This is a genomic window from Cellulophaga sp. BC115SP (assembly GCF_009905545.1).
GTDB classification, from domain to species: domain Bacteria; phylum Bacteroidota; class Bacteroidia; order Cytophagales; family Spirosomataceae; genus Flectobacillus; species Flectobacillus rivi.
On record NZ_JAAALB010000017.1, the window covers coordinates 68,378 to 91,864 of the forward strand.

General features: G+C 38.1%; 19 protein-coding genes. 6 read left to right on the plus strand and 13 right to left on the minus strand.

Annotated elements, in window-relative coordinates; all coding sequences use genetic code 11:
• Nucleotides 1-69 precede the first annotated feature (69 nt).
• From GVN22_RS14230 to GVN22_RS14255, 6 genes are all read right to left on the minus strand, one after another.
• Complete coding sequence (locus GVN22_RS14230; protein WP_166551678.1) at nucleotides 70-909, minus strand: SDR family oxidoreductase; 840 nt, start codon at nucleotides 907-909, stop codon at nucleotides 70-72.
• A 2-nt stretch (nucleotides 910-911) separates the two neighbouring features.
• Nucleotides 912-2,255 (minus strand): aminotransferase class III-fold pyridoxal phosphate-dependent enzyme, encoded by a 1,344-nt coding sequence (locus tag GVN22_RS14235; RefSeq protein WP_166551679.1) that lies wholly within the window; start codon nucleotides 2,253-2,255, stop codon nucleotides 912-914.
• Nucleotides 2,256-2,421: 166 nt separating this feature from the next.
• A complete protein-coding gene (locus GVN22_RS14240) occupies nucleotides 2,422-3,360 on the minus strand; it encodes a transketolase family protein (RefSeq protein WP_166551680.1) in 939 nt (312 codons plus the stop codon).
• 108 nt (nucleotides 3,361-3,468) lie between these two features.
• Nucleotides 3,469-4,326: a transketolase gene (locus GVN22_RS14245; protein WP_166551681.1), complete on the minus strand. Its 858-nt coding sequence runs from the start codon at nucleotides 4,324-4,326 to the stop codon at nucleotides 3,469-3,471.
• A 164-nt stretch (nucleotides 4,327-4,490) separates the two neighbouring features.
• Nucleotides 4,491-5,348, minus strand: coding sequence for a cytidylyltransferase domain-containing protein (locus GVN22_RS14250; RefSeq protein WP_166551682.1), 858 nt, complete (start codon nucleotides 5,346-5,348; stop codon nucleotides 4,491-4,493).
• Nucleotides 5,345-6,400 carry a hypothetical protein gene (locus tag GVN22_RS14255; RefSeq protein WP_205690902.1) on the minus strand — a complete coding sequence of 352 codons (1,056 nt, stop codon included), beginning with the start codon at nucleotides 6,398-6,400 and terminating at the stop codon, nucleotides 5,345-5,347. The genes GVN22_RS14250 and GVN22_RS14255 overlap by 4 nt, the downstream gene beginning before the upstream one ends.
• Before the next feature lie 253 nt (nucleotides 6,401-6,653).
• Between GVN22_RS14255 and GVN22_RS14260 the strand changes: the two genes are divergently transcribed.
• Nucleotides 6,654-7,667 carry a J domain-containing protein gene (locus GVN22_RS14260; RefSeq protein ID WP_166551683.1) on the plus strand — a complete coding sequence of 338 codons (1,014 nt, stop codon included), beginning with the start codon at nucleotides 6,654-6,656 and terminating at the stop codon, nucleotides 7,665-7,667.
• Between the two features lie 246 nt (nucleotides 7,668-7,913).
• On the opposite strand, the gene GVN22_RS14265 is transcribed toward GVN22_RS14260, so the two are convergent.
• Nucleotides 7,914-10,481, minus strand: coding sequence for a DUF5686 and carboxypeptidase-like regulatory domain-containing protein (locus tag GVN22_RS14265; protein ID WP_166551684.1), 2,568 nt, complete (start codon nucleotides 10,479-10,481; stop codon nucleotides 7,914-7,916).
• A 190-nt stretch (nucleotides 10,482-10,671) separates the two neighbouring features.
• Between GVN22_RS14265 and GVN22_RS14270 the strand changes: the two genes are divergently transcribed.
• Nucleotides 10,672-11,619, plus strand: a complete 948-nt coding sequence (locus tag GVN22_RS14270; RefSeq protein ID WP_166551685.1) for an ATP-grasp domain-containing protein — start codon at nucleotides 10,672-10,674, stop codon at nucleotides 11,617-11,619.
• Nucleotides 11,620-11,816: 197 nt separating this feature from the next.
• On the opposite strand, the gene GVN22_RS14275 is transcribed toward GVN22_RS14270, so the two are convergent.
• Nucleotides 11,817-12,113, minus strand: a complete 297-nt coding sequence (locus GVN22_RS14275; protein WP_166551686.1) for a hypothetical protein — start codon at nucleotides 12,111-12,113, stop codon at nucleotides 11,817-11,819.
• A 580-nt stretch (nucleotides 12,114-12,693) separates the two neighbouring features.
• On the opposite strand from GVN22_RS14275, the gene GVN22_RS14280 reads away from it, so the two are divergent.
• Nucleotides 12,694-13,857, plus strand: a complete 1,164-nt coding sequence (locus tag GVN22_RS14280; RefSeq protein ID WP_166551687.1) for an aminotransferase class V-fold PLP-dependent enzyme — start codon at nucleotides 12,694-12,696, stop codon at nucleotides 13,855-13,857.
• Between the two features lie 130 nt (nucleotides 13,858-13,987).
• Here the strand turns inward: GVN22_RS14280 and GVN22_RS14285 are convergent, their stop codons facing one another.
• Nucleotides 13,988-14,527 carry an NUDIX hydrolase gene (locus tag GVN22_RS14285; RefSeq protein ID WP_166551688.1) on the minus strand — a complete coding sequence of 180 codons (540 nt, stop codon included), beginning with the start codon at nucleotides 14,525-14,527 and terminating at the stop codon, nucleotides 13,988-13,990.
• 198 nt (nucleotides 14,528-14,725) lie between these two features.
• Between GVN22_RS14285 and GVN22_RS14290 the strand changes: the two genes are divergently transcribed.
• Complete coding sequence (locus tag GVN22_RS14290; RefSeq protein ID WP_166551689.1) at nucleotides 14,726-15,583, plus strand: DUF2911 domain-containing protein; 858 nt, start codon at nucleotides 14,726-14,728, stop codon at nucleotides 15,581-15,583.
• 181 nt (nucleotides 15,584-15,764) lie between these two features.
• On the opposite strand, the gene GVN22_RS14295 is transcribed toward GVN22_RS14290, so the two are convergent.
• From GVN22_RS14295 to GVN22_RS14305, 3 genes are all read right to left on the minus strand, one after another.
• Entirely contained in the window at nucleotides 15,765-17,297 is a 1,533-nt protein-coding gene (locus tag GVN22_RS14295; protein WP_166551690.1) for a bifunctional UDP-sugar hydrolase/5'-nucleotidase, read from the minus strand.
• Between the two features lie 146 nt (nucleotides 17,298-17,443).
• Nucleotides 17,444-18,313, minus strand: coding sequence for an aldose 1-epimerase family protein (locus tag GVN22_RS14300; protein WP_166551691.1), 870 nt, complete (start codon nucleotides 18,311-18,313; stop codon nucleotides 17,444-17,446).
• Nucleotides 18,314-18,457: 144 nt separating this feature from the next.
• Entirely contained in the window at nucleotides 18,458-20,146 is a 1,689-nt protein-coding gene (locus GVN22_RS14305; protein WP_166551692.1) for a sodium:solute symporter, read from the minus strand.
• Nucleotides 20,147-20,551: 405 nt separating this feature from the next.
• Here GVN22_RS14305 and GVN22_RS14310 point away from each other — a divergent pair, with 405 nt between their 5' ends.
• Complete coding sequence (locus GVN22_RS14310; RefSeq protein ID WP_166551693.1) at nucleotides 20,552-21,319, plus strand: SDR family NAD(P)-dependent oxidoreductase; 768 nt, start codon at nucleotides 20,552-20,554, stop codon at nucleotides 21,317-21,319.
• A 197-nt stretch (nucleotides 21,320-21,516) separates the two neighbouring features.
• Here GVN22_RS14310 and GVN22_RS14315 read toward each other — a convergent pair whose 3' ends face one another.
• Nucleotides 21,517-22,059, minus strand: a complete 543-nt coding sequence (locus tag GVN22_RS14315) for a hypothetical protein (protein WP_166551694.1) — start codon at nucleotides 22,057-22,059, stop codon at nucleotides 21,517-21,519.
• 165 nt (nucleotides 22,060-22,224) lie between these two features.
• On the opposite strand from GVN22_RS14315, the gene GVN22_RS14320 reads away from it, so the two are divergent.
• On the plus strand, nucleotides 22,225-23,307 hold the full coding sequence (locus GVN22_RS14320; protein WP_166551695.1) for an exo-alpha-sialidase: 1,083 nt from the start codon (nucleotides 22,225-22,227) through the stop codon (nucleotides 23,305-23,307).
• Nucleotides 23,308-23,487: the final 180 nt, after the last annotated feature.

Here is a 23,487-nt window from a genome sequence, read left to right on the forward strand (position 1 = left end):
TATACTTCCGCAATCCCACATCCGATATCCGAAATGGACAATTTATAACATCCTTTACACACAGTTAGGTTAAATGCTTGTCCACCCACCATCGACCACTAGGTTGGCGCCCGTCATATAAGCCGAAGCATCAGAAGCAAGGAATACCAATGCACCTTGATAATCGTTAGGCTGAGCCATACGACCGAGTGGAGTTTTATTTGTGTAGTTTTTGATAAAAAATTCGTTCTGACCGTTTTCAACACCTCCTGGCGATAGCGTATTCACACGCACGCCTTTATGTCCCCAATAGGCTGCCAAAAAGCGAGTGAAGTTGAGAACAGCGCCTTTGGTTGTTGGATACGAAGGAGATTTGAAAAAACTCTGTTCCCCATTTTCGTCACAGTAAATTTGTTGATCAGGCCCCACCATACCGTAGGTAGAAGCGATATTGATAATGCTACCAGCACCCGCCTCAGCCATTACTGAACCAAATATCTGCGAGCATAAAAAGACCCCAAGGACATTTACTTCAAGTGATTTTCGGAAAGACTCCAAAGGATAGTTTTCGAAGGCGGACAATTCTTTTGCCATCAATGGATTTTCGAACATATCGTTGATAGCCGCATTGTTGACTAACACATCGATTGAGCCATATTTTTCGAGAATAGTCGCTTTGGCTTTTTCTAAACTATTAGGGTTTGTTACATCGAGTTTTAGACCGATATGTTTTTCTCCTAATTGATTAGCCAAACCTTTGGCTTGTAATTCTAGAACATCGGCTACTACCACGTTGGCGCCTGCGGCAGCGAGTGCTTCGCAGTGTTTTTGTCCAATCAATCCTGTAGCACCTGTAACAATAGCTGTTTTACCTGCCAATGAGAACAATTGAGGAACAGCCAAAGAGGGATTCGAGATAAGCTGATTCATGATTAGGCTTTCTGCAAAGCAGGTTTGATATTGTAGTTTGAGGTTTTTCTAAAAACAGCTTCCAATACTTCTCCACGAATCAATGGCATTGCATCTTTATCAAGAATCGCTTTTTTCATGATTGGCATCACATCACGATAAGCAGACAAAGTGTAAGCAATATCTTCGTCGCTATGGCTGTAGCACATATTATGAAAACCTGCCCATAGGATACCACGCTTAATCATTTCTTGTTGCATGAGCGTTTTTAGCTCTAAGCCATTGCCAGCTTCGGGACTAAATGTTACCATAGAGCGACATGGATAGCCGATACACTTGGTAAATGCTGATAAGCCAAACTCCTCTGCAATCTGGTTATATCCTTGTTGTAAAATCGCGCCTTTTTCAGCTAAATAAGCTGGGACATTTTTTTCCTGTAATTCACGAATGGTTGCAATACAAGCTGCCAATGACAAGGTTTCGCCACCAAAAGTGGTATAACTGAATACTTCTTTATTGAAAAGCTCCATCACATCGGCACGACCCGTCAACAAGGCAATTGGCATTCCATTAGCACAAGCTTTTGAATAAACCGCTAAGTCTGGTTTTACTTGGAAATATTCTTGCGCACCACCTAAGGCAATACGAAAGCCTGTCCACATTTCATCAAAAATCAACAAAGTGCCATTTTCACGACAAGCTTCGGCTAATTCTTGAAGGAAATTATTTTTAGGCGCTTCAAAAATAAATGGCTCTAAAATCACTGCTGCTACGTCTTCGTCTAAGGCTGCACGAATACTCTCGATGTCGTTATATTCGAAAGTATAAGTCATATTTTGAGTACTTTCGGGTACACCTGCATTGCGACTTGTAATGCCGATATACCAATCATGCCAACCGTGATAGCCACAGCAAAAGATTTTTTCACGACCTGTAAAAGCACGAGATACACGAATCGCTGCCGAACAGACATCAGCTCCCATTTTGGAGATTTTGACTGCTTCTGCATTTGGAATAACATCTTGAATCAGTTCTGATAATTCTACTTCTAAAGGGTGCGTCAGAGAGAACGAAATGCCATCCGCTAATTGGCTTTGGATGGCCTCATCAACTGCTGGATAGCAATACCCTAAAGATACTGGACCTATCGCAGCGTTGTAGTCGATATACTCGTTGCCATCGACATCCCAAACGTGTGAGCCTTTTCCTTTTACCAGATACTTCGGTGCAATACCTTTGGTAAATTGTCCTGGACCTTTCGCTAGAGTTTGGGTAATAGGTTTTTGAACTGCCAAAGCACGTTCATATAAAATATCCGAGATGGTAATATTAGGATAATGGTCGTTGAATTTTACTCCGTTGGGCATGGCATTGAATAAATTATGATTCTCGAAATGCGATGTTTTTTATGTTAAAATTAAGTGCTCGGCTTTAGGCTTTACGTATTAGGCAAGCATAACCTTTTGCCTAATGCCTACAGCTTACGGCTTAATGCCTAAAAGACCTTGCGTGCAACGTCTCTACGGATGGGGATTATTCAGCAAATTCAGAGGCTACGATATGTGGCTGAATAGCTTCAGTATGATAACCCAAAATACGTTCTGCAATTTGTTTTCCTGTAAATCCTTCGTATTCTAGCACCTCTTGCAAGCGTGCTGGTTTAAACCATTTTTCAAATAATGCAATGGGTAAAACAGGTGCTTGTATCTGATTTTTCAAGAAAATTTCTGCAACAATTGAATACAAACCTCCTGTAACAAAATGGTCTTCAATGGTTACTAACAAATCTGTTTTTTGCGTTAAATCTACAAGATAAGCCTCGTCAATAGGTTTGAGACTACGAAGATTGACGATACCTACAGACTTGCCTTCTGCTCTAAGAATTTCGGCAGCAATCAGCGTTTGCTCAAGCATAAAACCGTAGGTCAGCAAGGTAATATCTGTACCTTCAGCAATAACTTCAGCTTTGCCAATTTCAAAGTGTTTTTGATGTTGAAAAGAGGTAGGACGGTGACAAATACGAATATAAGCTGGATGTTTAGAGGCAAGAATTTCGGGTAACATAATGGCCAAATCTTGCTCATTGGCAGGTGCAAAAACTTGCATATTAGGAATCCCACGCATCAGAGATACGTCTTCCACAGCTTGGTGTGTGGGACCATTTCCGTCTGATAAAAAACCTGGGATAAAGGCACTCAACTTGATTGGTAAATTGGGGATTCCTGCATCGGTGCGCACAAACTCAAACGCACGCATTGAAAGAAAAGAAGCCAATGCGTGTAATACAGGCACTCTTCCACGTAATGCCAGCCCTGCGGCGGCACCTACCATACATTGTTCGGTAATTCCTGTATCGATAAATCTTTTACCTAAAACTGAAGGCAAATTACGAATCAAAGCACGGTTTTCGGCTGTCATGACTACGATACGCTCGTCGTCGATGGCTATATTTTTTAGTAGTTCTTCGTACATAAATTCAATTAGTTAATTGTGAATGAGCGAGTTGTGAATTAATAACAGAAAACTCAGCCACTCAATAAGACGTTGCGGTGCAACGTCTCTACGGGATATACCTTCCTTCTACCTTACCACCAAGGTTTCTGAGACTAAGGTAGTCGTGTGTTCGCCGTGGAGTTCTTGCAAAAGTTGCTCGATTTCGGTAGATGAAAAATTACAAAACCAACGGTCAGCACGAGCCTCGATACTTGGCAAGCCTTTTCCACGAATCGTATCGGCGATAATTACACTTGGTTTATGTTTTTTGTATGGCAAATCCGCAAATGCTTCTTCCAAATCCAAGAAATTGTGTCCATCAATGCGACATACTTCCCATCCAAAAGCTTCAAATTTATCTACTAATGGCTCTAGTGGAATGAGATCTTCTGTTGCCATATTGGCTTGGAAATTATTACGATCTACCACAAAAATAAGGTTGTCCAATTTGTGTGCGTGTGCTACCATAACAGCCTCCCAAACCGAACCTTCATTAAGCTCGCCATCGCCCAAGATACAGACCACACGATTTTGTGAACCACTAATTTTCAAATCCATTGCCACACCAACTGATACCGCTGGCAAATGTCCCAATGAACCCGAATGAAACTCAATACCAGAGATTTGAGTGTTGGGATGCCAATAGATATGGTCGTTGGTAGATAAGTGATTTTGCAGTCTCTCTGCTTCTAAAACACCCATTTCGACCAACGTACCATAAAGGGCAGGCACATCGTGCCCCTTCGACAAAAACAAATAGTCTCTGTCGGGGTCATCCAAGTTAGTAGGGTTTAAATTGAGGAATTCAGTATAGAGGTAGACGATTAAATCTGTTGCTGAAAGCGATGCACCCACAAAACAGCCTCCGTCAGTCGAAAGCTTGATGATATGCTCACGTACCCGCAAAGCTGTTTGCTCCAATTTTTTCAATTTTATCTCGTTCATGGGGATTTTATGGAGTGAATTGCGATTGAGAAAATGTGTAACTTTTCAATCTAATCCCTCTTTTATATTTTTAAAGAATTATCTATTCTTAGAAATGCAATGCTTTGTGGCTTACACCAAATAAGCCAATATAAAGAGTATTCTATTTTCTAACAACCTCTCTATTAATCATTTGGATTCTGCACTTCTGGGGAAGACGCAATACCTTGCGCATCTACCTGAACCGTCATAGAGGCATCGATAGTTTTTAACTCGCCCAAATGATTTCTATACCAATTGACACCTGCCCATTGGGCATTAAGTGCCATAATTTCAGGCTTTTGAGTCAATAATGTTAAAATATCTTCCAAAGAGAATTCAGGCTTGAGAGGATATAACTCTTCAAAAATCCGCTTAATAAATTGGTAGTCTTCATGATAATCTATGGTAAATCTGTGTGACATCGAATAATCTAAACCTGTTTCCCAAAGTACATTTCCCAACTTAAACTTCTCTGGATTTTCCCAGAAATAAGGCGTGGTATGCTCTAGTTCCAAAGGGCGAACGGCCTCCTCCCAAGCTTTGGTTAGGGCTTTAAAACTCATAATTTCTACATCATTGCCATCGGGATAAGTAGCAGGATGTAAGTTACTTATATAATCATATTGCTCTGGATTGGACAAATACACATCTAACACTTTATCCACAATACGAGGGTCGATAAGTGGACAATCTGACGGTATTTTGAGAACAACATCTGCCTCTGTCAGATGTCCTACTTGCCAATGCCTGTCGAGTAAGTCATTAAGGCTTCCACGGTAGCAATCGATTTGATATTTTTTACAAAAACGCTCTATGACATCGTCTTGAGTATGGTCAGAAGTTGCAATAACGATATGTGATATACGCTTTACTCTTCTAAGACGCTCTATCATGCGATAAAGTAGGGGCTCTTCTAAGATAGGAAGCATTACTTTACCTGGCAATCGGCTCGAACTCATACGAGCCTGTACAACGATGGTGATAACTGGCGTTTGACTCATGCGATTTCGCAAAGACTAGGTTTAATAATGGGTGTTGCAGTGTATTGGTACTGTTTGGTAAATTCTTCTTTTTTACCATTAAATTCCAAAAAATCACGGCAAACACGAGCTATATTTTGCGCTGAAGTCCCTCCGTTTTGAATAGGGGCTAAGCGGTTTAACTCTTCGACATCAAAATATGAATGTACTTTTTTCCCCAAGGCTATACCCACATATACAAGCGTCGAATATTGTGTAATCAATTCATCACAATTGGCAATCATGTGATTAACATTGCCATTGGTATAGATGAAAGTACCTTCGGGTGTGTTTTCTTTGATTTCGGCAATGGCTCTTTCAAAAATCTCGTTGGGATGCAATTTGAATACCAATGGTCGTCCGTTGGCGATTTCAACACAACGTTTGATAAAGCCTATTCTATTGTCTGGTCGGTAACACTCACGAATATCCGAAGTTGTTACCAACACATAGTTTTTCATATCGAGGGTATTATCCACAAACTTTTCACAGTTATCAAAATTAGGCATACCTGTGACCATAATTTTGTGAGCTTGGGTTCCCATTTTCGAAAAATATCCTTTGTAGCCCTCCGATGCAGCGCAATACACATCGCAAATATTGGAAGTACCGTTCAGCGATGTTCCAATAGCCAAATAAGGAGGAAGATGTAACTTTTTGACCCATTTACTAATAGTGGTGCATTCGTCTATCATGCCTTCTTGTACCCACAAAGTTTTGGTTTGAAGCATTCTGTCAGGAATTATCAAATCCGAACAGTAAACCACCAAATCATAACGGTTCTTTTGGGCTTTGTAGTCCATTTGTAAACCGTGCTCAGCGCAATAAGTCTCCGAATTACGACGAAATTGCCCTGCTAATACAGTACGGTCGGCCCAAGTAGTGTTTTCAATCACCCAGTTCACCAATGGCGAGTCTGCAAAAATCTGACTAAACCAACAATCATACTCAGGCAATTGCTGAGCGATTTGGTGCATCTGCGAGGTTTGGTTAATCGACCCTGTGATAAACAGTATTTTCTTTGGTATGTGCATTCGCTATTGATAAGCTTAGTGAGTCCAGAATACTAGTAATATCTAGCGTTTTCTGTGATGTAAAAGTAGAGAATTATTGTTACCCAAATATTATGAATAGGTTACGAATTATTGAGTTAACAATTTGATAATAAAGGGAGTGGAAGAGAAGCTTTGCACATATACTTCCTGATTGCTTAGCTTAGTTTGATGCAAAAAACATTGATTTGATATAGTTAAGAGAATTCCGTAAATTGCATATAAAAAATTTTGCATGAAATTTACATCTGTCGAAGAAATAATAGAGCATTTCAGTTTAAATGCACAAAGTCGTGAAGATATTAAAAAGATATTGAAGAATTTGATTAAAGAGTATCATCCTGACAAAAATATGGGAGACTTTCAGGATGATACTCAGAAAAGTAAATTCCACGAAATAAACTCAGCTTTAGAGTATTTAAATAGTGCATCATCAGAAGTATTGCAATCAAAGCAAAATGAAATGTTAGCCTTGGTTAATATTTTGACAGAGCTTTCTTCAATAAAAAAAGAAGAAGTAAAAGTTGAAAATTTCGAAGCAAAAAATTCTTCTTTGAAATCAAAATTGAACGATAGTGTTAATACCTTTCACAAAAAAAATATAACGCCTAAAATCACGAGTCTAGCACTAACCTCAGTACTGACAACTATTTGGTTATTTCCTTCAATTGTTAAAGATCATCCAATCCTTAAAACTCTATATACTTATAACGAAGAGTTTACTCTCGTATGGATAATATGCCTGTCTTTGACGGCTATAATTTGGTTTTTCACCAAGTATATTGAAAAAAAAGACGAAATGATTAAGCAAAGCTTTAAGTTAGAATCAACGCAAAATAACATATTTCTACTCTACACCATATGGATGAGAGCAACATGTCGAAATTATACAATGAGTGAGGATAATAAATTTATTGCTTTATTTACAAAAGAAGACTTCATTTACTTTTTAATGAATCGATTTAGTATTTTGGATACTCATGCGGAAGAAATAGAATTACTCTCGTCGCGTTATGAAAGAATAAAGCTGGTTGAAGAAATAGAAAATCATTTAAAGTATAATCTTAGGAAAAATAAATTAAAGACCATAAGACCATTAAAGCTTTTTCCTGTAGCTGGAGAAATTGATATAGAGACAGCTCAACTTATATCCGACTTACTTATCGAAAGACTTATAACAAAAGAGGTTATTAGTAAAACTGGTACCAAAAGTCTAAGTGATACATTCCAATTTGCTTACGATTATTAATTTTATTAAATACTAAACATTGTCACAGTTTATTATGTATTGGTATTTTACAAATAAATCTGTGACTTTAATATACATAATATCTGCTAAAAATGAGAATTATCTCGTGATTCAATGTAATGGAAAGGTAAAACTAAATACAGTATTGTAAGACACTTAATTATATTAACACATCTACCTTTATTACAATTAATCCATAGAGACACCAAGCATGACGTCTCTATGGGTTAATTGTAATACTTTTTCCTAAAAATCAAACTTCACTCTAAACCTAACTGCCAGCGAACTAGGCGCATTAGGATGGTCGAGATAAGATAAACGTTTGAGAAGGTCTATTCGAAGAATTTTAAATACGTTTTCTACCCCAACGCTCATCTCCATATAAGGTCGATGGTCTAAGGAATAAGTAATAGGGTCGCCATTAGTATATTTGGGAAACGCCAGTAACTGATTATCCGACGAAGGTTTGTTCTGGTCGGATACGCTTCCCCACAAACCAGTAAATGAGGCAACTTCACGAATTTTGAGTCGGTTCAATAAGGGGATTTTATTAAAGAAAAATCCGTTGAAATGATGGTCGAAGAATATCGTGGCATATTGGTCACTCACAAACTCCAAGAAGTTCATCAAGTTGTAGGATTCTAACTGATACGAATACGTTTGGTTGGCTCTATGAATGAGCAATAGTGGAAATGGTACTTTCCCCCATAACTTAGCTCCTTCAATCGTTAAATTGGTATAACCCAATGGCGGAATATTTACCCGTTTGTACATCTGTGCCATCACGCGACTATATTCGTATTCACTTCCCAAAAATCCTTTTGGCGAATAATTATAGCGTAATTGAATAACGGGATATTGATTCACAATCGGGATACGATAGTTTTTCCCTTGATAAAACTGCTCATTGGGCGCATATCTCAAACCTACCCCAAATTCAGTATTATCGAGTTGCGGTACGGTTTGTCCTAGTCCATTTTCGTAGGTCAACGAGCCTGTTGGTGTTTGAATCGTTTTCTTGATTTGCGCACTCCACGCTACCCCAGATTTCGATTCTCGTAGCCAGTCGAGTGTCCATACTTGGTTGTAGGTTCGTTGGTTGTTGATACCTCTTTTGAAAGAAAGTAAAAAGTTATCTTCTTGAACAAACTGTAATTCTTGTCCTGGGATTTTCAAGTCATTTTGATAAGACAAGCGTAAATGACGAATCGGATAGGTATAAATATTATGGTCGGTCAGTGATAACGTTGCCGAGGCAAAATACTTCCATTTTTGATCACGGAAACCATACGCCGAATATACCTCAAAAGCCATTCGTTCGCTAAATTTGGCAGTAGTTCTCCCTCCCAAACGTAGACGAAGCCCCTCAACAGGGTTGAAGCTATAAAAAGTATTTACGGGACCTATTTCTATAGCACCTAATGGCTTATAACCTTCCATCAAAAAGGACGCCGTATTCATAAATCGCTGAAAGGCTGGCACTCTTTTGACACTATCTACCATGGTATAAATACCCATTTCCTTGGTACTGAGTGGTTGGTGACGTGCTTGCGACCAATAATCATCTTTCCGTTGAGTAGCATCTTTGAGGACTTCGGTACGATACCCCTCAAAACGGCTTGCTTCAATCGGTAAATCAAGTTTATAATCATGATAGGACACGCTTCTTTGTCCAAACAAGCTCATGCCATTTTCTTTTTTCAAAGGATTAAACTCAATAATTAAATCGTCCTTGGTAAGCATTAAGCCCTTATCCCCTACAAACTCGAATTCCTGTGCAATTTTGAGGTCAGTCACAAAGTTGACATTAATATCTTTCGAAAAACCCATTTCTACTTTTCGTACCGCATAACTCGAATCCATTGCGACAAGCATTTGCCCTTGAAACAGTTGGTCATTGGTATTGCGAGGTGCAAATCCTAAGGTAATGCATTTTACATCTTTATAAACGGTTGTATCAATAATGGCATAACGATAAAACTGCGGCGCAATCGGCGAAGTAGGCCCTAAAAATTGCTTCGCAAGTAATAGGATATTATTGTCATAAAAATTGACCTCTTGATACAATGCCTCCAGATAAAGTTTTATCCCATTGTTATCCACATAGCCACCCAGACCAGTCATTTTATCTCCAGTAATAACCTCTTTTTTAGATTCTGGATTTTTACGATAATACACATCAGAGATAGTCTCTTTGAGATACATAGGCAACGTAACCTTCCCAGTGATTTTAGACGTATCGAGGTGATTAAATACAAAGTCAAATTTGCGAAGAGAGCGTTTGTTTCTAAATTTTTCAGAAATATTACTCAAATCAAATTCTAACTTTTCGTATTTATTGTATTGATAAAAATTGAGCGCCTCAGGGCGGTTCATGGATTTGTGCTCAATCACTTTGCGTACCAGTTGTACCGCAGGGTTATCTTTATTACGGTATTTGTCCTTTTTTCCTTTTACCACCACTTCGTCCAAACTGGTATTGAGCGATTGAAGGCGCACAGTAAGTTGTTGGACATCTTTGGCAGTTTGAAAGGTTTTGGTTTGGGGCTGATACCCAATAATCGAAACTTTGATAGAAGGATGCTGTGGAGAGGTTTCAATAAAGAAATTTCCGTTGAGGTCGGTTTGCGTTCCACGATTGGTACCTTGAATCAATACGCTGGCAAAAGGAATAACTTCGCTGGTCTTGGCATCAACCACCTTTCCTTTTACCTTGATATAAGTTTGAGCACTAGAATTCCAAGCAATTAGTAGAATACAAAAAAGCCAAAATGGTCGATAAAACGCTTTCAAAATAAATTGATTTGATAACATAATTAAGGGGCAAAGATGCAATGCTAAACTGGCATTTCGGATTATGGAATTATTAATTTAGCATTAAAGAAAAATATATGTAACGTACTGATAAACAACGGAAAAAAGAATAATAATTAGATAACATACCGATAACCTTTTCTCCATTTTGTTCAAGTATTTTGGGTCGAAATTAAAACCCTTTTTACCCATGACAACCAAAAGGCTTATCTACCTTTACTCGGATTCTAGCTTTACCCCATGGAAGGAAAATATTTTTGCTCGTACAGTAGCTAATTTTTTAGCTTCCACACCCGAAGAATATTACCCCTATGTTACTCATTTTGTAGGATTCACTTCCGAATTTGCCAATTTTCTTAAACAATTTGACATTGTATTCAACGTATGTTATGGTTTTGGCGACGAAGGACAACATGACATCGTTCGTTGGCTCGAAGATAATGGAATAAAACATACCGCTAGCAATTATCAGTCACAGATATTGGCTAAAGATAAACTACATTTACCAGAGGTATGTGCCAAAGTGGGTGTTGCCACGCCTGCAATTATTCCTCTGAGCGAAGTTAGTACTTCAACCTTTACTCGTTTTATTGCCAAACCTCGCTTTGGTAGTCTTCACCAAAATATGTTGGTATTTGACAAGGAAAATATTCCTTATCAGCAATTATTGGAAAAAGATGAAATGATTATCCAACCGTATCTTTCGGGTCGAGAGTTTACGGTCGGTGTAATTCCTAACGAAGAGGCGAGCGATTATATTTGTTTGAATCCCTTAGAAATTCGTCCTGATGACGAACGAGAAGTGTACATTGCGGGACAGCAATACGGTCGTACCGAAAAAGTGCTGTATCATGACTTAGATGCAGAGACTTGCCAAGCTATGCAGGAAATGGTATTACGAGTGCATCATGCCTTAGGATTAAGAGGAATGTCACGGACAGATGTACGTGTGTCGGACGGAAAAATCTATATTTTGGACATTAATACCATGCCAAATTTGGACTCAAATAGCTTTTTGCCTTTTATTGCTCAACATCAAGGCATCAGTTTACAAGAAATTTTCAGAAGGATTTTACTACGTCTCGAAAAAGAAGAACAAGTAAGAGAACGAGGTCTGGTAGTCTCAGACTTTATGTGAGTTGTGAGTGATGAATTGTGAATGACAAATTGTCTATTTCAGATATCGGATGTGGGATTTCGGAAGTGTAAGCTTCTATATTTTGTGAAAAATAAAGGTATTTTACTTTATTTCCGAAATCAGAAATCCCAAATCCTCAATTGTTGAAAATCCTCCGTACAGTTCTAACTCACAATTCATCATTCACAATTCACTGCTTAGTTGCTAAAACTTTGATAGCAAGGTTGCAGCATTCTAGCTGTTTTTTGAGAAAGTATCGAATATTGATTAGCCTTTTCGACAGAATGATGTCGCTCCAATCGTCGAATAGCAAATTTTAAAGGATTGTCATTTGAAATAAAAATCAAGGAGATTAGCCATTCACCATTTTGTTCGTCGACCATATATCCTACCAAGGAGTTCCCTAACCATCTTTCGTCTCTCACCACCTCCAGATCCTTCTTTTGTCCTTTACCTTCGTTTGTATAGTTATAATTAAAAATAGGTAGCTCCATTTGATCTATATATTTAAACTATCCAAGAATTTATTAAACTTTTTAAATATAACGATTTGTGATAATAAATGTTTCTTTGAGGAGGAATATTTATCATTGTTTAGTGAACAGGGGCAAAGGCACAGGGTGAGTTAGGGGATAGGGTTTAGGCAAGGAGGCATTAGTTTTTTTATTGAGTGAACAGTAGCAAAGGCACAAAGGTGCAAAGTGGATTTAGGGATATAGTCTCTCTAAAGTTGACATATAGATAGTTCTAAATCAATGATTCCAATTAGCGGGTAAATTTATTCACCTGTTATTGATTCAGTTTTAAAACTATTTAAAAAGTAAGTTCAAGGCTAAGTCTTGAACTAGGAATTTGCTATCTTACCTATCCCTTAAACCCACTTTGCACCTTTGTGCCTTTGCGACTGTTCACTCAATAAAAAAACTATTCCCTCCTTGCCTAATCCCTATCCACTCTGTGCCTCTACGCCTTTGTGCCCGTTCACTCAAAAAAACTCACCCCTATCCCCTATCCCCTAAATATTCTTTAAAAAACTCTATCTTTGAAAGACGTTCACTTCTAAATTCAAACTAAATGTCGTTAACCTGTCAAAAACATCTTTTTAGTCTCGAAGACGGAATTCATTATATCAATTGCGCTACCATGTCGCCCAACCTGAAGTCGGTAGAGGAGGCAGGTATTCAAGGAATTTTGCGTAAATCTCAGCCACAACGTATTACGCAAGAGAGCTTTTTTGAAACTACTGCTCCAGTACAAGAAGCCTATTCAAAGCTGATTAATTGCCCTGAACCCAAACGCATTGCCCTCATTCCATCGACCTCTTATGGAATGGCAATCGTTGCTAAAAACTTAGCCTTCAAGGCAGGTTTGGCATCGGGACAGGAAATCTTGATGGTGCATGAAGAGTTCCCTTCAGATGTATATGCTTGGGAAGAAATTGCTGAAGACAAAGGCTTATCTATTCGCTATATTTTACCTCCAGACACTTTAGAAAATCGTGGTAAAATCTGGAATGAGCGTTTATTAGACGCTGTCAATCAAAATACTTGTATGGTGGTAGTTTCGCCAACACACTGGGCTGATGGTACACGATTTGACCTAGTAACATTAGGGGCTCGTTGTCGTGAAGTTGGAGCTTGGTTGATATTGGATGGTACTCAGTCGATCGGTGCGATGCCTTTTGATGTGCAACAGGTACAACCAGACGCCATCATTAACGTAGGTTATAAATGGTTATTGGGTCCCTATTCGGCAGGTGCTACATATTTTGGTCCTGCTTTCGACGAAGGTCGCCCTTTAGAACGCAACTGGATTAATAGAGTAGGTTCAGAAGAATTCAAAAACTTAGTTAATTATCAAACCGAATACCGTCCCTTTGCCGATCGCTATAACGTCGGCGAAAGAAGTAATTTTATCTTGAATCCTATGTTTTGTGCTTCGCTGACACAGATTCTTGATTGGGGCGTCGAAAATATTGAAGCCTATTGCCATCAACTACTAGAAGAACCTTTAAAATTACTACAAGAAAAAGGTTTCTGGGTAGATGACCTACCATATCGTAGCAAACACTTGGTTGGCTTACGTATTCCACCACAAGCAGATATTGCTCGAATTCAAGCATCACTCAAAGCTCGAAATGTTCAGGTTTCTTTCAGAGGACAAGCTATTCGTATCGCACCGCACGTGTACAACGATATGAATGATATAGATGCCTTGGTAGAAGGACTAATATTATAATTTGAAGATTGGGTGATTTGAAGATTTGAAAATGAGGGTAATTTTCATCCCTAGTTCAAGACTTAGTCTTGGGCTAATTTTTTTAACAGTTTTAAAACTGAAATTTTCAAATCTTCAAATTATCTCATTTTCAAATTGCCAAGCTCTTTCTAGCCATTCTCATAATCGATTCGCTATTATTAAGATTAGATACTTCTGAAATTGCTACCCAAGCCAAATCTTTTGATTCTGAACTCACAACCAAAGGTTCGTGTTTGTCAGCTTCTATCAAAAAACGAACATCATAATGATAGTGTTCAGGCTCGGTTTTACGAGCAGGAATGATATGTACATCAATATCGAAAATCTGAGGAGATATAGCCTTTACAGATGTTAAACCAGTTTCTTCCTCCGCTTCGCGTAAGGCTACTGCCAATACATCTGGGTCACCATCGCAATGCCCACCAGTCTGAAACCACTGATTCAATTTATGGTGATGTGTCAATAAAGTGTGTTGACGTTCAGCATCAACAATCCAAGCCGAACCTGTTACATGACCTATCAGTAGAGTACGTTCAAAACAGTCTGGTTGTTGGTTAACAAACTCACAAATAGCCTCATAGTGTAGTTGTTCTGTAGCATCGGCAGGCGTGTATTGCTCTAGCAGTTGAAGAAGTTGCTTTCTGTGCATGGAATAAGGATTTTTAATTGAGCCTACAAAGTTGAGGATATTCTGTTGGGATAGCAAGGATATTGTGTCTCGAATTAAAATCTTAATCAACCTTACATAGCTAGCTTTCTGAGCATTTGAGCGAAAAAATAGTCTATCTCCACGAAAGACTTTTAGCTTTGTATTCAATTCATTCTAATCATCATTTTTACCAATCTCATGAAAAAAATCCTCTTAGCTTTACTCGTATCAGGCTCATTTGCAGCCTCGGCTCAATTGCGTTTGCCACAACCTAGTTCGGCAGCATCGGTTTCTCAAACTGTTGGAACAACTGATATTGCTATCAAATATTCTCGTCCGAATGTACGTGGTCGTGAAATCTTTGGCGCTTTGGTTCCTTACGATAAAGTATGGCGTACAGGTGCAAACGCTGCTACACAAATCACTTTGTCAAATGATGTAACAATCAATGGTCAAAAATTAGCGGCTGGCACATATTCTATTTTCTCAATTCCTTCGCAAAGCGAATGGACGTTGATTTTCAACAAAGATATTACTGCTTCTGAGCAATCTTATAGCCAAGAAAAAGACGCTCTTCGTGTAAAAGCTTCGGCAAGTGGTAATGCTAAAGTTGAGTCTTTTAGTTTTGATTTATCTGATATTACAGATAGTACTGCCAACTTAAACTTTTCTTGGGCTGACAAAAAAGTTTCTGCTAAAATTGGCGTTGAAACTACCAAAATGATTGAAGCTGCTATTGCAAAAGCTGCTACTGACAATGCCAATACGATGAATAATGCAGCTGGCTTTTTGTTAGGAAAAGGTAAGTTGGAGCAAGCGTTAAAATTAGCTAACTCGTCAGTTGGAGCAGTAGAAACGTTCAGAAATGTATGGACAAAAGCTCAAATTTTGGCTAAAATGAACAATTTCGTAGAGGCTGTTCCATTGGCACAAAAAGCCCTTGAGTTAGGTAAAAGCGACGCAAACTTCGGTTTCTTCAAAGATGCTATCGAAAAAGGCGTGGCAGAATGGACTGCAAAACTTCCAGTAATGAATCCTATTAAAAAGAAGAAGTAGGTTCTTATTAATTTGAAAATTGGGGGATTTGAAGATTTGAAAATGTCTTTTTTTAATCTTCGAATTCTAAAAGATAAACTATTGCATTTTTCCTAATAGGGTGCGACTTAAGTCGCACCCTATTAGGAAAAATCTCTTCATTTTCAAATTTTCAAATTCCCTCGTTTTCAAATCATCAAAATCATTTTGTCTTCAAATACGCAATCAATACCTTTCTCACATCTGAGCGCACGTCATTAGTATCATTGGCATCGGGTTCGACTACCTTCAATACATCAGGATTTTTATCTGTCAAAAACCCTAGATTTGTTTCTTTTCCTTCTATCAAAAATTTAGGTAACACCACGTAATAGGTTTGATTGACATCCAATAATTTATCATTGATTGTCCACTCGTTTTTTGTAGCATCGTAGGTAATTTTATCCCACTGCAAATATCCCCCATTACCTTTGTTTTTCAGGCCTGTATTCAATACTTGTTCAAGCAAGCGGCCTTTCATTTCGGCCTCCACGATTTTTCCACCAAAAGGCAATACACGCATAATATCCAACTGTGTCACCTTACCGCCCACTTGGTCATCGATACGCACCGAACCACCATTAAATATCGCACAGTCGTTGGGTTTGCTTGATGCTTTTGACATCGCTTTGGCAATAGCAGTACCAAGGTTAGTTTGAAAATTGCGAATACTACTTTCACGACCGTCAAGAGGTGTATCGAGTGTGGCAACTACATCATTTTTATCAAGCCCCATTTTCTTGATAGCTGCATCCAATATTTGCTCCCATTTTTGTACAATAGTTGCCACAGAGGCATCTTCCACAATGGTGTCGTCTATTTTGCGTAGTTCGCTTGTAAGGCTCACTTTTTTCGTTTGGGTATCAAAAGAAAAATGATGTACATAAACTGTTTTTGCATTGGCATCCGCTTTGGCAATAACAACATCTCCTACTTTCTGAATCATATTGTCGTGATCGTGCCCACCCATCAAAAGTTTTACTTCTGGTAACATTTCAGCTAGTTTTGCATCATCTACCTTGTTGAGGTGAGTAATAGCCACTACAAAATCACATTGGGGTTTGAGTTCTTGATACGCTTTTTTAGCTGATTCAAAAAAGTCGTCATATACTACAAAGTTCTTCTTGTTGGCTGGCAATACCACCGAGAACATTCCCACTTTTACAGAGGCTCCTGAAGCATTTTTGAAAGTCAAAATTGTAGTCTTCGGAAATGGAACACCATTTTTGGCAAAAGGCTCTGCGCCATTTGGGGTATTATGAAAAGCATTTGAAGCCAACCAATTAAATTTAGAAAGGTTGATTCGTTCTAATAATTCGGCTTCGTCTACATCAAACTCATGATTGCCCAATCCTACCCAATCCATTCCAATGGCATCCATTACCTCCACCATTTGTTTGCCTTTAATACTTTTCCCTTCATGCTTAAAAGTTCCTATTAAAGACGGATTTAGGAAGTCTCCAGCCAACAACGTAATCGTATTGGGGTTTTGAGCTAATAACTCCTTGCGAACTGTAGCTACGCGTGCCATTCCTCCTACTTTACCTCCTTCAAGCGGTGCGATTTCATACACATCATTGAGATGCAAAAACGTAACATTTACAGTTGACTTAGAAGAAGAATTAGGCGTTTGTCCGCTTTTACAACTAATAAGAAGTGCTTGAAAGACAAGCAAAAGAAGTAGTAGTTTTTTCATATTGGTATTCATAAAAGATAGTATTGAAGGTTAACTGACTTTTCTCTAACATCCTGAAAATAAAGAAAAAAGGCACAAGATTTAAGTTAATGTTTTTATACATTTATTCCTTAAATCTTGTACCTTTTTATTTTCCTAAAATCTTCCTATATCAGTTTTACACTCCACGAACGAGTAAAGGTTTCGGAAGGGTTTAAAGCGATAATACCTTCTTTTTGAGTAATATCTTGGTTATGACTTACATGGTCGGCAATGCCACACCATGGTTCTATACAAACAAAATTGGCATTTTTAGCCGCCCAAATTCCTAAGAAAGGATACCCTTTGAACCCAAACTCTAATTGATGCTGCCCCGAATTAGACTTTAATGTAATACAATCAGATTGTAAGTTTTTATAGACCAAAGCATCTTGTTGAAATAGCTCTTTTGTAAGCAGAATTTCATGAGAGGTCACCACGGTACTTTCTGGCGTATCCATAATCAAACCTTCGGGTGACAAAGGCCAACGAGCAAAGTCTTCGGTTTTATTAAAAACTAATCGATAATCTTCATACGCAAGCCCTTCTTCTATTGGAACTTTGAAGGCTGGATGCCCCCCCACCGAAAACCAAAGTGACTTATCCCCAGAGTTATCCACAATGTATTGTAATTCCAATTGGTTTTCTTGAAGAGTATATTTTAATCTAAACTCAAAGTCAAAAGGATATACCGTTTTTGTATTTTCATCAGAAGCTAGCAAAAAAGTTACCGTATCTTCTGTCTGCGTTTCTATTTCAAATACGCTATCTCTAGCAAATCCATGACGTCCCAATTGATAAGCTTTTCCTTCGTAGAAATAGGTATTATCCTTCAGCGAACCAACAATTGGAAAAAGTACAGGCGAGTGTTTACCCCAATAAGCAGCATCTCCCTCCCACATATAATCGATATGGCTAGATAACTGTATAAGGCTCACTAACTCAGCACCTTTGGGATTAATCGTTGCTTTGAGGTATTGGTTTTGAATGGTAATCATGAGACAGAGGTAATGGTTTGTTGTTTGTTTTAAGAGAACACAAAATTAAGCTGTAAAGATACTTACAAAACATATCAATCTTTATAGAATTAGGGAATGGTCAGTGGTAGCTACCCAATAAGCTAACTATCTAACTAATAACCATTAGCCTATAATCTTTTTAGGTGTTAGTAAATGAATCAAATACGCAAAAACAATCACCAATACACAGCCAATAAGATTTAACCATAAAAAGGCAGTTAAATCAATCCACCAAGTATAAATCACGATAATTTCGGCTAAAATTGCTGCCCAAAACACAGCATTTCCTTGGATATTTCTGAAATAAAAAGCTACTAAAAATACCCCAAGGATTGTTCCATAAAACCATGAACCAAGGATATTTACCGCTTCAATCAAACTACCAATATTGACAGTAAATTGCGCCACGATAATACAAAAAATCCCCCAACCAAGCGTGACCCAGCGTGATACGGTCAAATAATGCTGATCGGTATCTTCAGGATGTAGCAATCTTTTATAAATATCAATAATAGTACAAGAGGTAAGCGAACCAAATGCCGATGCCATCGAGCCCATAGAAGCTAATAAAATCACCGCAATCAATAGTCCCACCATCCCAACAGGAAGGTATTTAGTCACAAATGACAAGAAGATATAATTGGTATCGTTGGTATCTGTTTCGGGGCTAGTCTTTTTCAATAAATCTTTTACTTCTGTTCTCAACTCACCGCTTGCCTTATCGGCCTCAGTCACCTTGACTTTTGTTTGCTCGATTTGTTGCTCATTGCCACTTTTAAGGGCATCGAACATTTGAGCAACTGCTACCTTTTTTTCTTGAAAAATCTGTGAATGTTTGGCTTCTATTTGTCGGTATTCCTGCGTATTGGCAATTTTATCTAAACCTGTTTGGTTAAAAAATAGCGGTGGTTGATTGAACTGATAGAAGACAAAAACCAAGGCTCCAACCAATAAAATCAAAAACTGCATCGGTATTTTAAGCATACCATTCATCAATAAACCAATACGGCTTTCACCTACAGATTCCCCAGATAGATATCGACCTACCTGCGACTGATCTGTACCAAAATAAGATAACTGCAAAAAGAAACCACCAATTAAACCCGACCAAACATTATAGCGATTATTCAAATCAAATTTCCAGTCGATAGCATTGAGTTTTCCCATTTTACCAGCAACTTTTAACGTATCCACGAAACCAATTTCCGTAGGTAAAAGGTGTACGACCATATAACCAGCCAAAAACATTCCTATCAATACCACAAACATTTGCTGCATTTGGGTATATGAAATGGTTTTTGAGCCCCCATACATACAATAAAGCGTTACGACCAAACCTGTCATGATATTGGTCCAGTACAAATCCCAACCCAGAATAGTCGATAAAATAATCGAAGGCGCCGCAATAGTCACCCCTGTAGAAAGTGCTCTAGGAATCAAAAATAAGAAAGAAGTCAGTACACGTGTTTTTAAATCAAAACGACCTTCCAGAAACTCATAAGCGGTATAAACGTTGAGTTTTTTAAACATCGGTATAAAAGTTACCGACAGCACAATCATGGCCAAAGGTAAGCCAAAGTAAAATTGTACAAAGCGCATACCATCGGTATATGCCTGCCCTGGAGCCGACAAAAAAGTAATAGCGCTTGCCTGCGTGGCCATCACCGAAAGCGTGACATGATACCAAGGTAATTGTCTGTCAGCCAACAAGAAGCCTTCAATATTTTGCCTAGAAGCACGCCCCTTCCACATACCAAATCCTACAATTCCACCAAGGGTAGCCACCAAAACTAACCAGTCTATATTCTTCATCTATTTAATCATTTACAATTCAAAGCTTGCGATTTAGCAGTACAAAATTCATAAACTATAACCAAGCTTTTACTAGTGGTATTTTGGTCTAGCGAAAATATTCGCTGAATAGTTGGAATAAACATATCATCAGTACAAGGTTGCCGACAACAATCCAATATAATTGTGACCATGAAGACACAAATGGAGGCAAAGCTTTATCTTTTTTAGTTTCTGGTTTCATAAATTACGTTAAGAAATAGTCTGTATTCAATCAGCAATAAACCTTCTGCAAGATAAGACATTTGCAATGGAATTGAAACAGGGCTTACAAAGTGCCTCTATCTTGTGTTTTTGAAAAAATTCATTTAAATTTAGTATGCAAGCATAATATTTTACTCAAAAGCAATCTTAACTATTGAAAAAATGAATGCCAATCAAATTTTTAGTCTTGAAAATAAAGTAGCCCTTATTACAGGTGCCAGTAAAGGAATCGGAGAAGCCATTGCACGCCATTTTGCGGCCTGTGGAGCCAAAGTGGTGATCAACTCTCGAAAACAAGAAGAACTAGATAAAGTAGCAGAAAGTATTCGTGCAGCAGGAGGATTCTGTGTAGGTATGGCTGCCAACGCTGGCGATATTCCAAGTTGTAAAGCTCTCATTCAAAAAGTAGTTGATGAACTGGGCGGTATCGATATTCTTGTCAACAATGCCGCCACCAATCCTGTATATGGTCCTGTACTAGACTGTGAAGAGTGGGCATTCGACAAAATTATGAACATCAATGTAAAAGCTCCTTTTGAAATCAGCAAATTAGTGCATCCTATCATGAAACTACGTGGAGGAGGTTCTATCATCAATATTAGCTCTATTGCAGGTCTCACCCCCGACCCAGGCTTGGGCATCTATTCTGTATCGAAAGCGGCATTGAATATGCTGACAAAAGTTACGGCTAAAGAATGGGGAAGTGACGGTATCAGAGTAAATTCAATCTGCCCAGGGCTTATCAAAACTAAGTTTTCAGAAGCACTTTGGCAAAATGAACAAGTACTTAACCATTTCGTCAAACGCTTACCTATTGCTCGCATGGGAACTGTAGACGAAATCGCTGGCTTAGCCTTATTCCTTGCCTCCGAAGCCTCTGGTTATTGCACAGGAGGAATCTACGAAGCCGACGGAGGAACAACAATATAACTCGAACGGAGAATTAATAGTGTGTGAAAGGAACTAAGATTTGTCAATTTCGGATTTCTGATGTCGGATTTCGGAAGTGTAATCTACCTGTTACATGGTATTTCATAAAAACAGAAAAGGTTTACTTTACTTCCGAAATCAGAAATCCCGAATCCGTAATAGAAATCCTTACTACACTACTAATTCACTCAATAAACCTACTCAATTTCTTTCCATTCGCCTTTTTTGAAATAGACATTATGATATTTTTTTGATTTAAAAACTAAAAACAGTTCATTGTCTTTGAAATACAAGCGTGGATTTGTCTTGAGAATGTGGTGTGTTGGGGTATCCATGTGCAACATCAAATTTTCATTTGAATCCAGCTTGGTGGTAGAAATACCTCCTCTGTGAGTTTTATTGATTTTGGCCCCATTAGTCAAATGGAAATAGATAGAATCGTTGTCTTTTATTTCAAATCTAAAATGATTGTATTGCCAGTCTACTTGGTCGCCCGAAAAAAACTCTCTTGCAATTACATACGAGCCATAATAGTGCTTTTTCTCGATAGGAATATTCACCAGTTTTTCTTCAGGTGAGGATCCACGTTTACTAAACAAAAATAGTATTCCCACAACTCCCCAGAGCATTACCAAAAGCCAGATGTAGATTTTCTTTTTGGTAAGATCCCAAGCACCTACTAAAATCCCAGATATGGGTATGATGATTAGAATAAATACCCAATTAGCACTTATTTCCATATTTTTAAGAGTTTATCAATTTTAATTTTAGGCAAAAAAGACAGTCAAAATTGCTCATTATTTCTCAAACTTGTTAGTCTAAGTTATTATTAGGCTTCTTCGATATGAGTTCTCCAAGAATTCTGTAACTTCAATACCACATCTCTAACAAACTGTATTATTTCTATGAAATTTCTATTTAGATTGCTCAGTAAAAGCATTTTCATACTTCTATTTTTTTACAACGGTCAAGCACAAACGTCTCCTGAAGGCATTATCAATTCAGAATTCATTTTTCCAACAACTGAATTTCCCGAATGTCATGCTTCAAGTATTGTACAAACTAAGGATGGTTTCTTGGTTACGTGGTTTGCGGGTACACACGAAAAAAATCCAGATGTTTCTATTTATGCCAGCAGATATAGCCATGGAACATGGTCTAAGCCCATCGAACTAGCCAACGGTATTCAATCTTCGGATGTACGCTACCCTTGTTGGAACCCCGTGCTGTTCCAAGTACCCCAAGGTGATTTATTATTATTTTACAAAGTAGGCCCCGACCCTGTTCATTGGTGGGGAATGATTAGACGTTCAAAAGACGAGGGTAATACTTGGTCTGAACCAGAAAAGCTTCCAGAGGGAATTTTAGGTCCTATCAAGAACAAACCCGTTTGGTTACACAACAAAACAATCTTATGCCCTACTAGCACCGAGCTAGATGGCTGGAAATTGTACTTTGAATATAGCAAAGATTTAGGAAAAACATGGCGTAAAACGGCATTTTTAAACGATGGCAAAAATATTATGGCTATCCAACCAAGTGTACTGTTTCACCCTAAAGGCAAACTTCAGCTACTATGTCGTAGTCAAAACGATGCCATATTAGAAGCATATTCAAATGACAATGGCATGACTTGGAGCGAAGTTCAAAAAACAAACCTTCCTAATCCCAATTCAGGAACTGATGCTGTTACGCTCAAAGATGGTCGGCATCTTTTGGTATATAATCATACAATTAGGTATGAAGGCAAATGGGGTGGACCTCGCTCCCCTATCAATGTCGCTATTTCGAAAGATGGTAAAAAGTGGTTTGCAGTTGCCGAATTAGAAACCGAACCTGGGGAATTTTCATATCCAGCCATAATCCAATCGACCGATGGAATGGTACATATCATCTATACTTGGAAACGCAAAACAGTCAAACATGTAGTTTTAGATCCCAAAAAGATTTCAGGTACAGAAATCATGAATGGACAATGGCCCAAGTAATTGACAAAGTAGCGGAGATTGGTCATTGAAACCTTATGAATAAATCAGTAGTAAATTTTGAATTTATTTTTTAAAAAATATCTCAAAACAATCAACTGAAAGACAATTAGTTGCGACACAAACAGCAAAAAACAGAAAAAATATTTTCATTTTTTTTTCGTAAAAAGTTTGGAATGACGA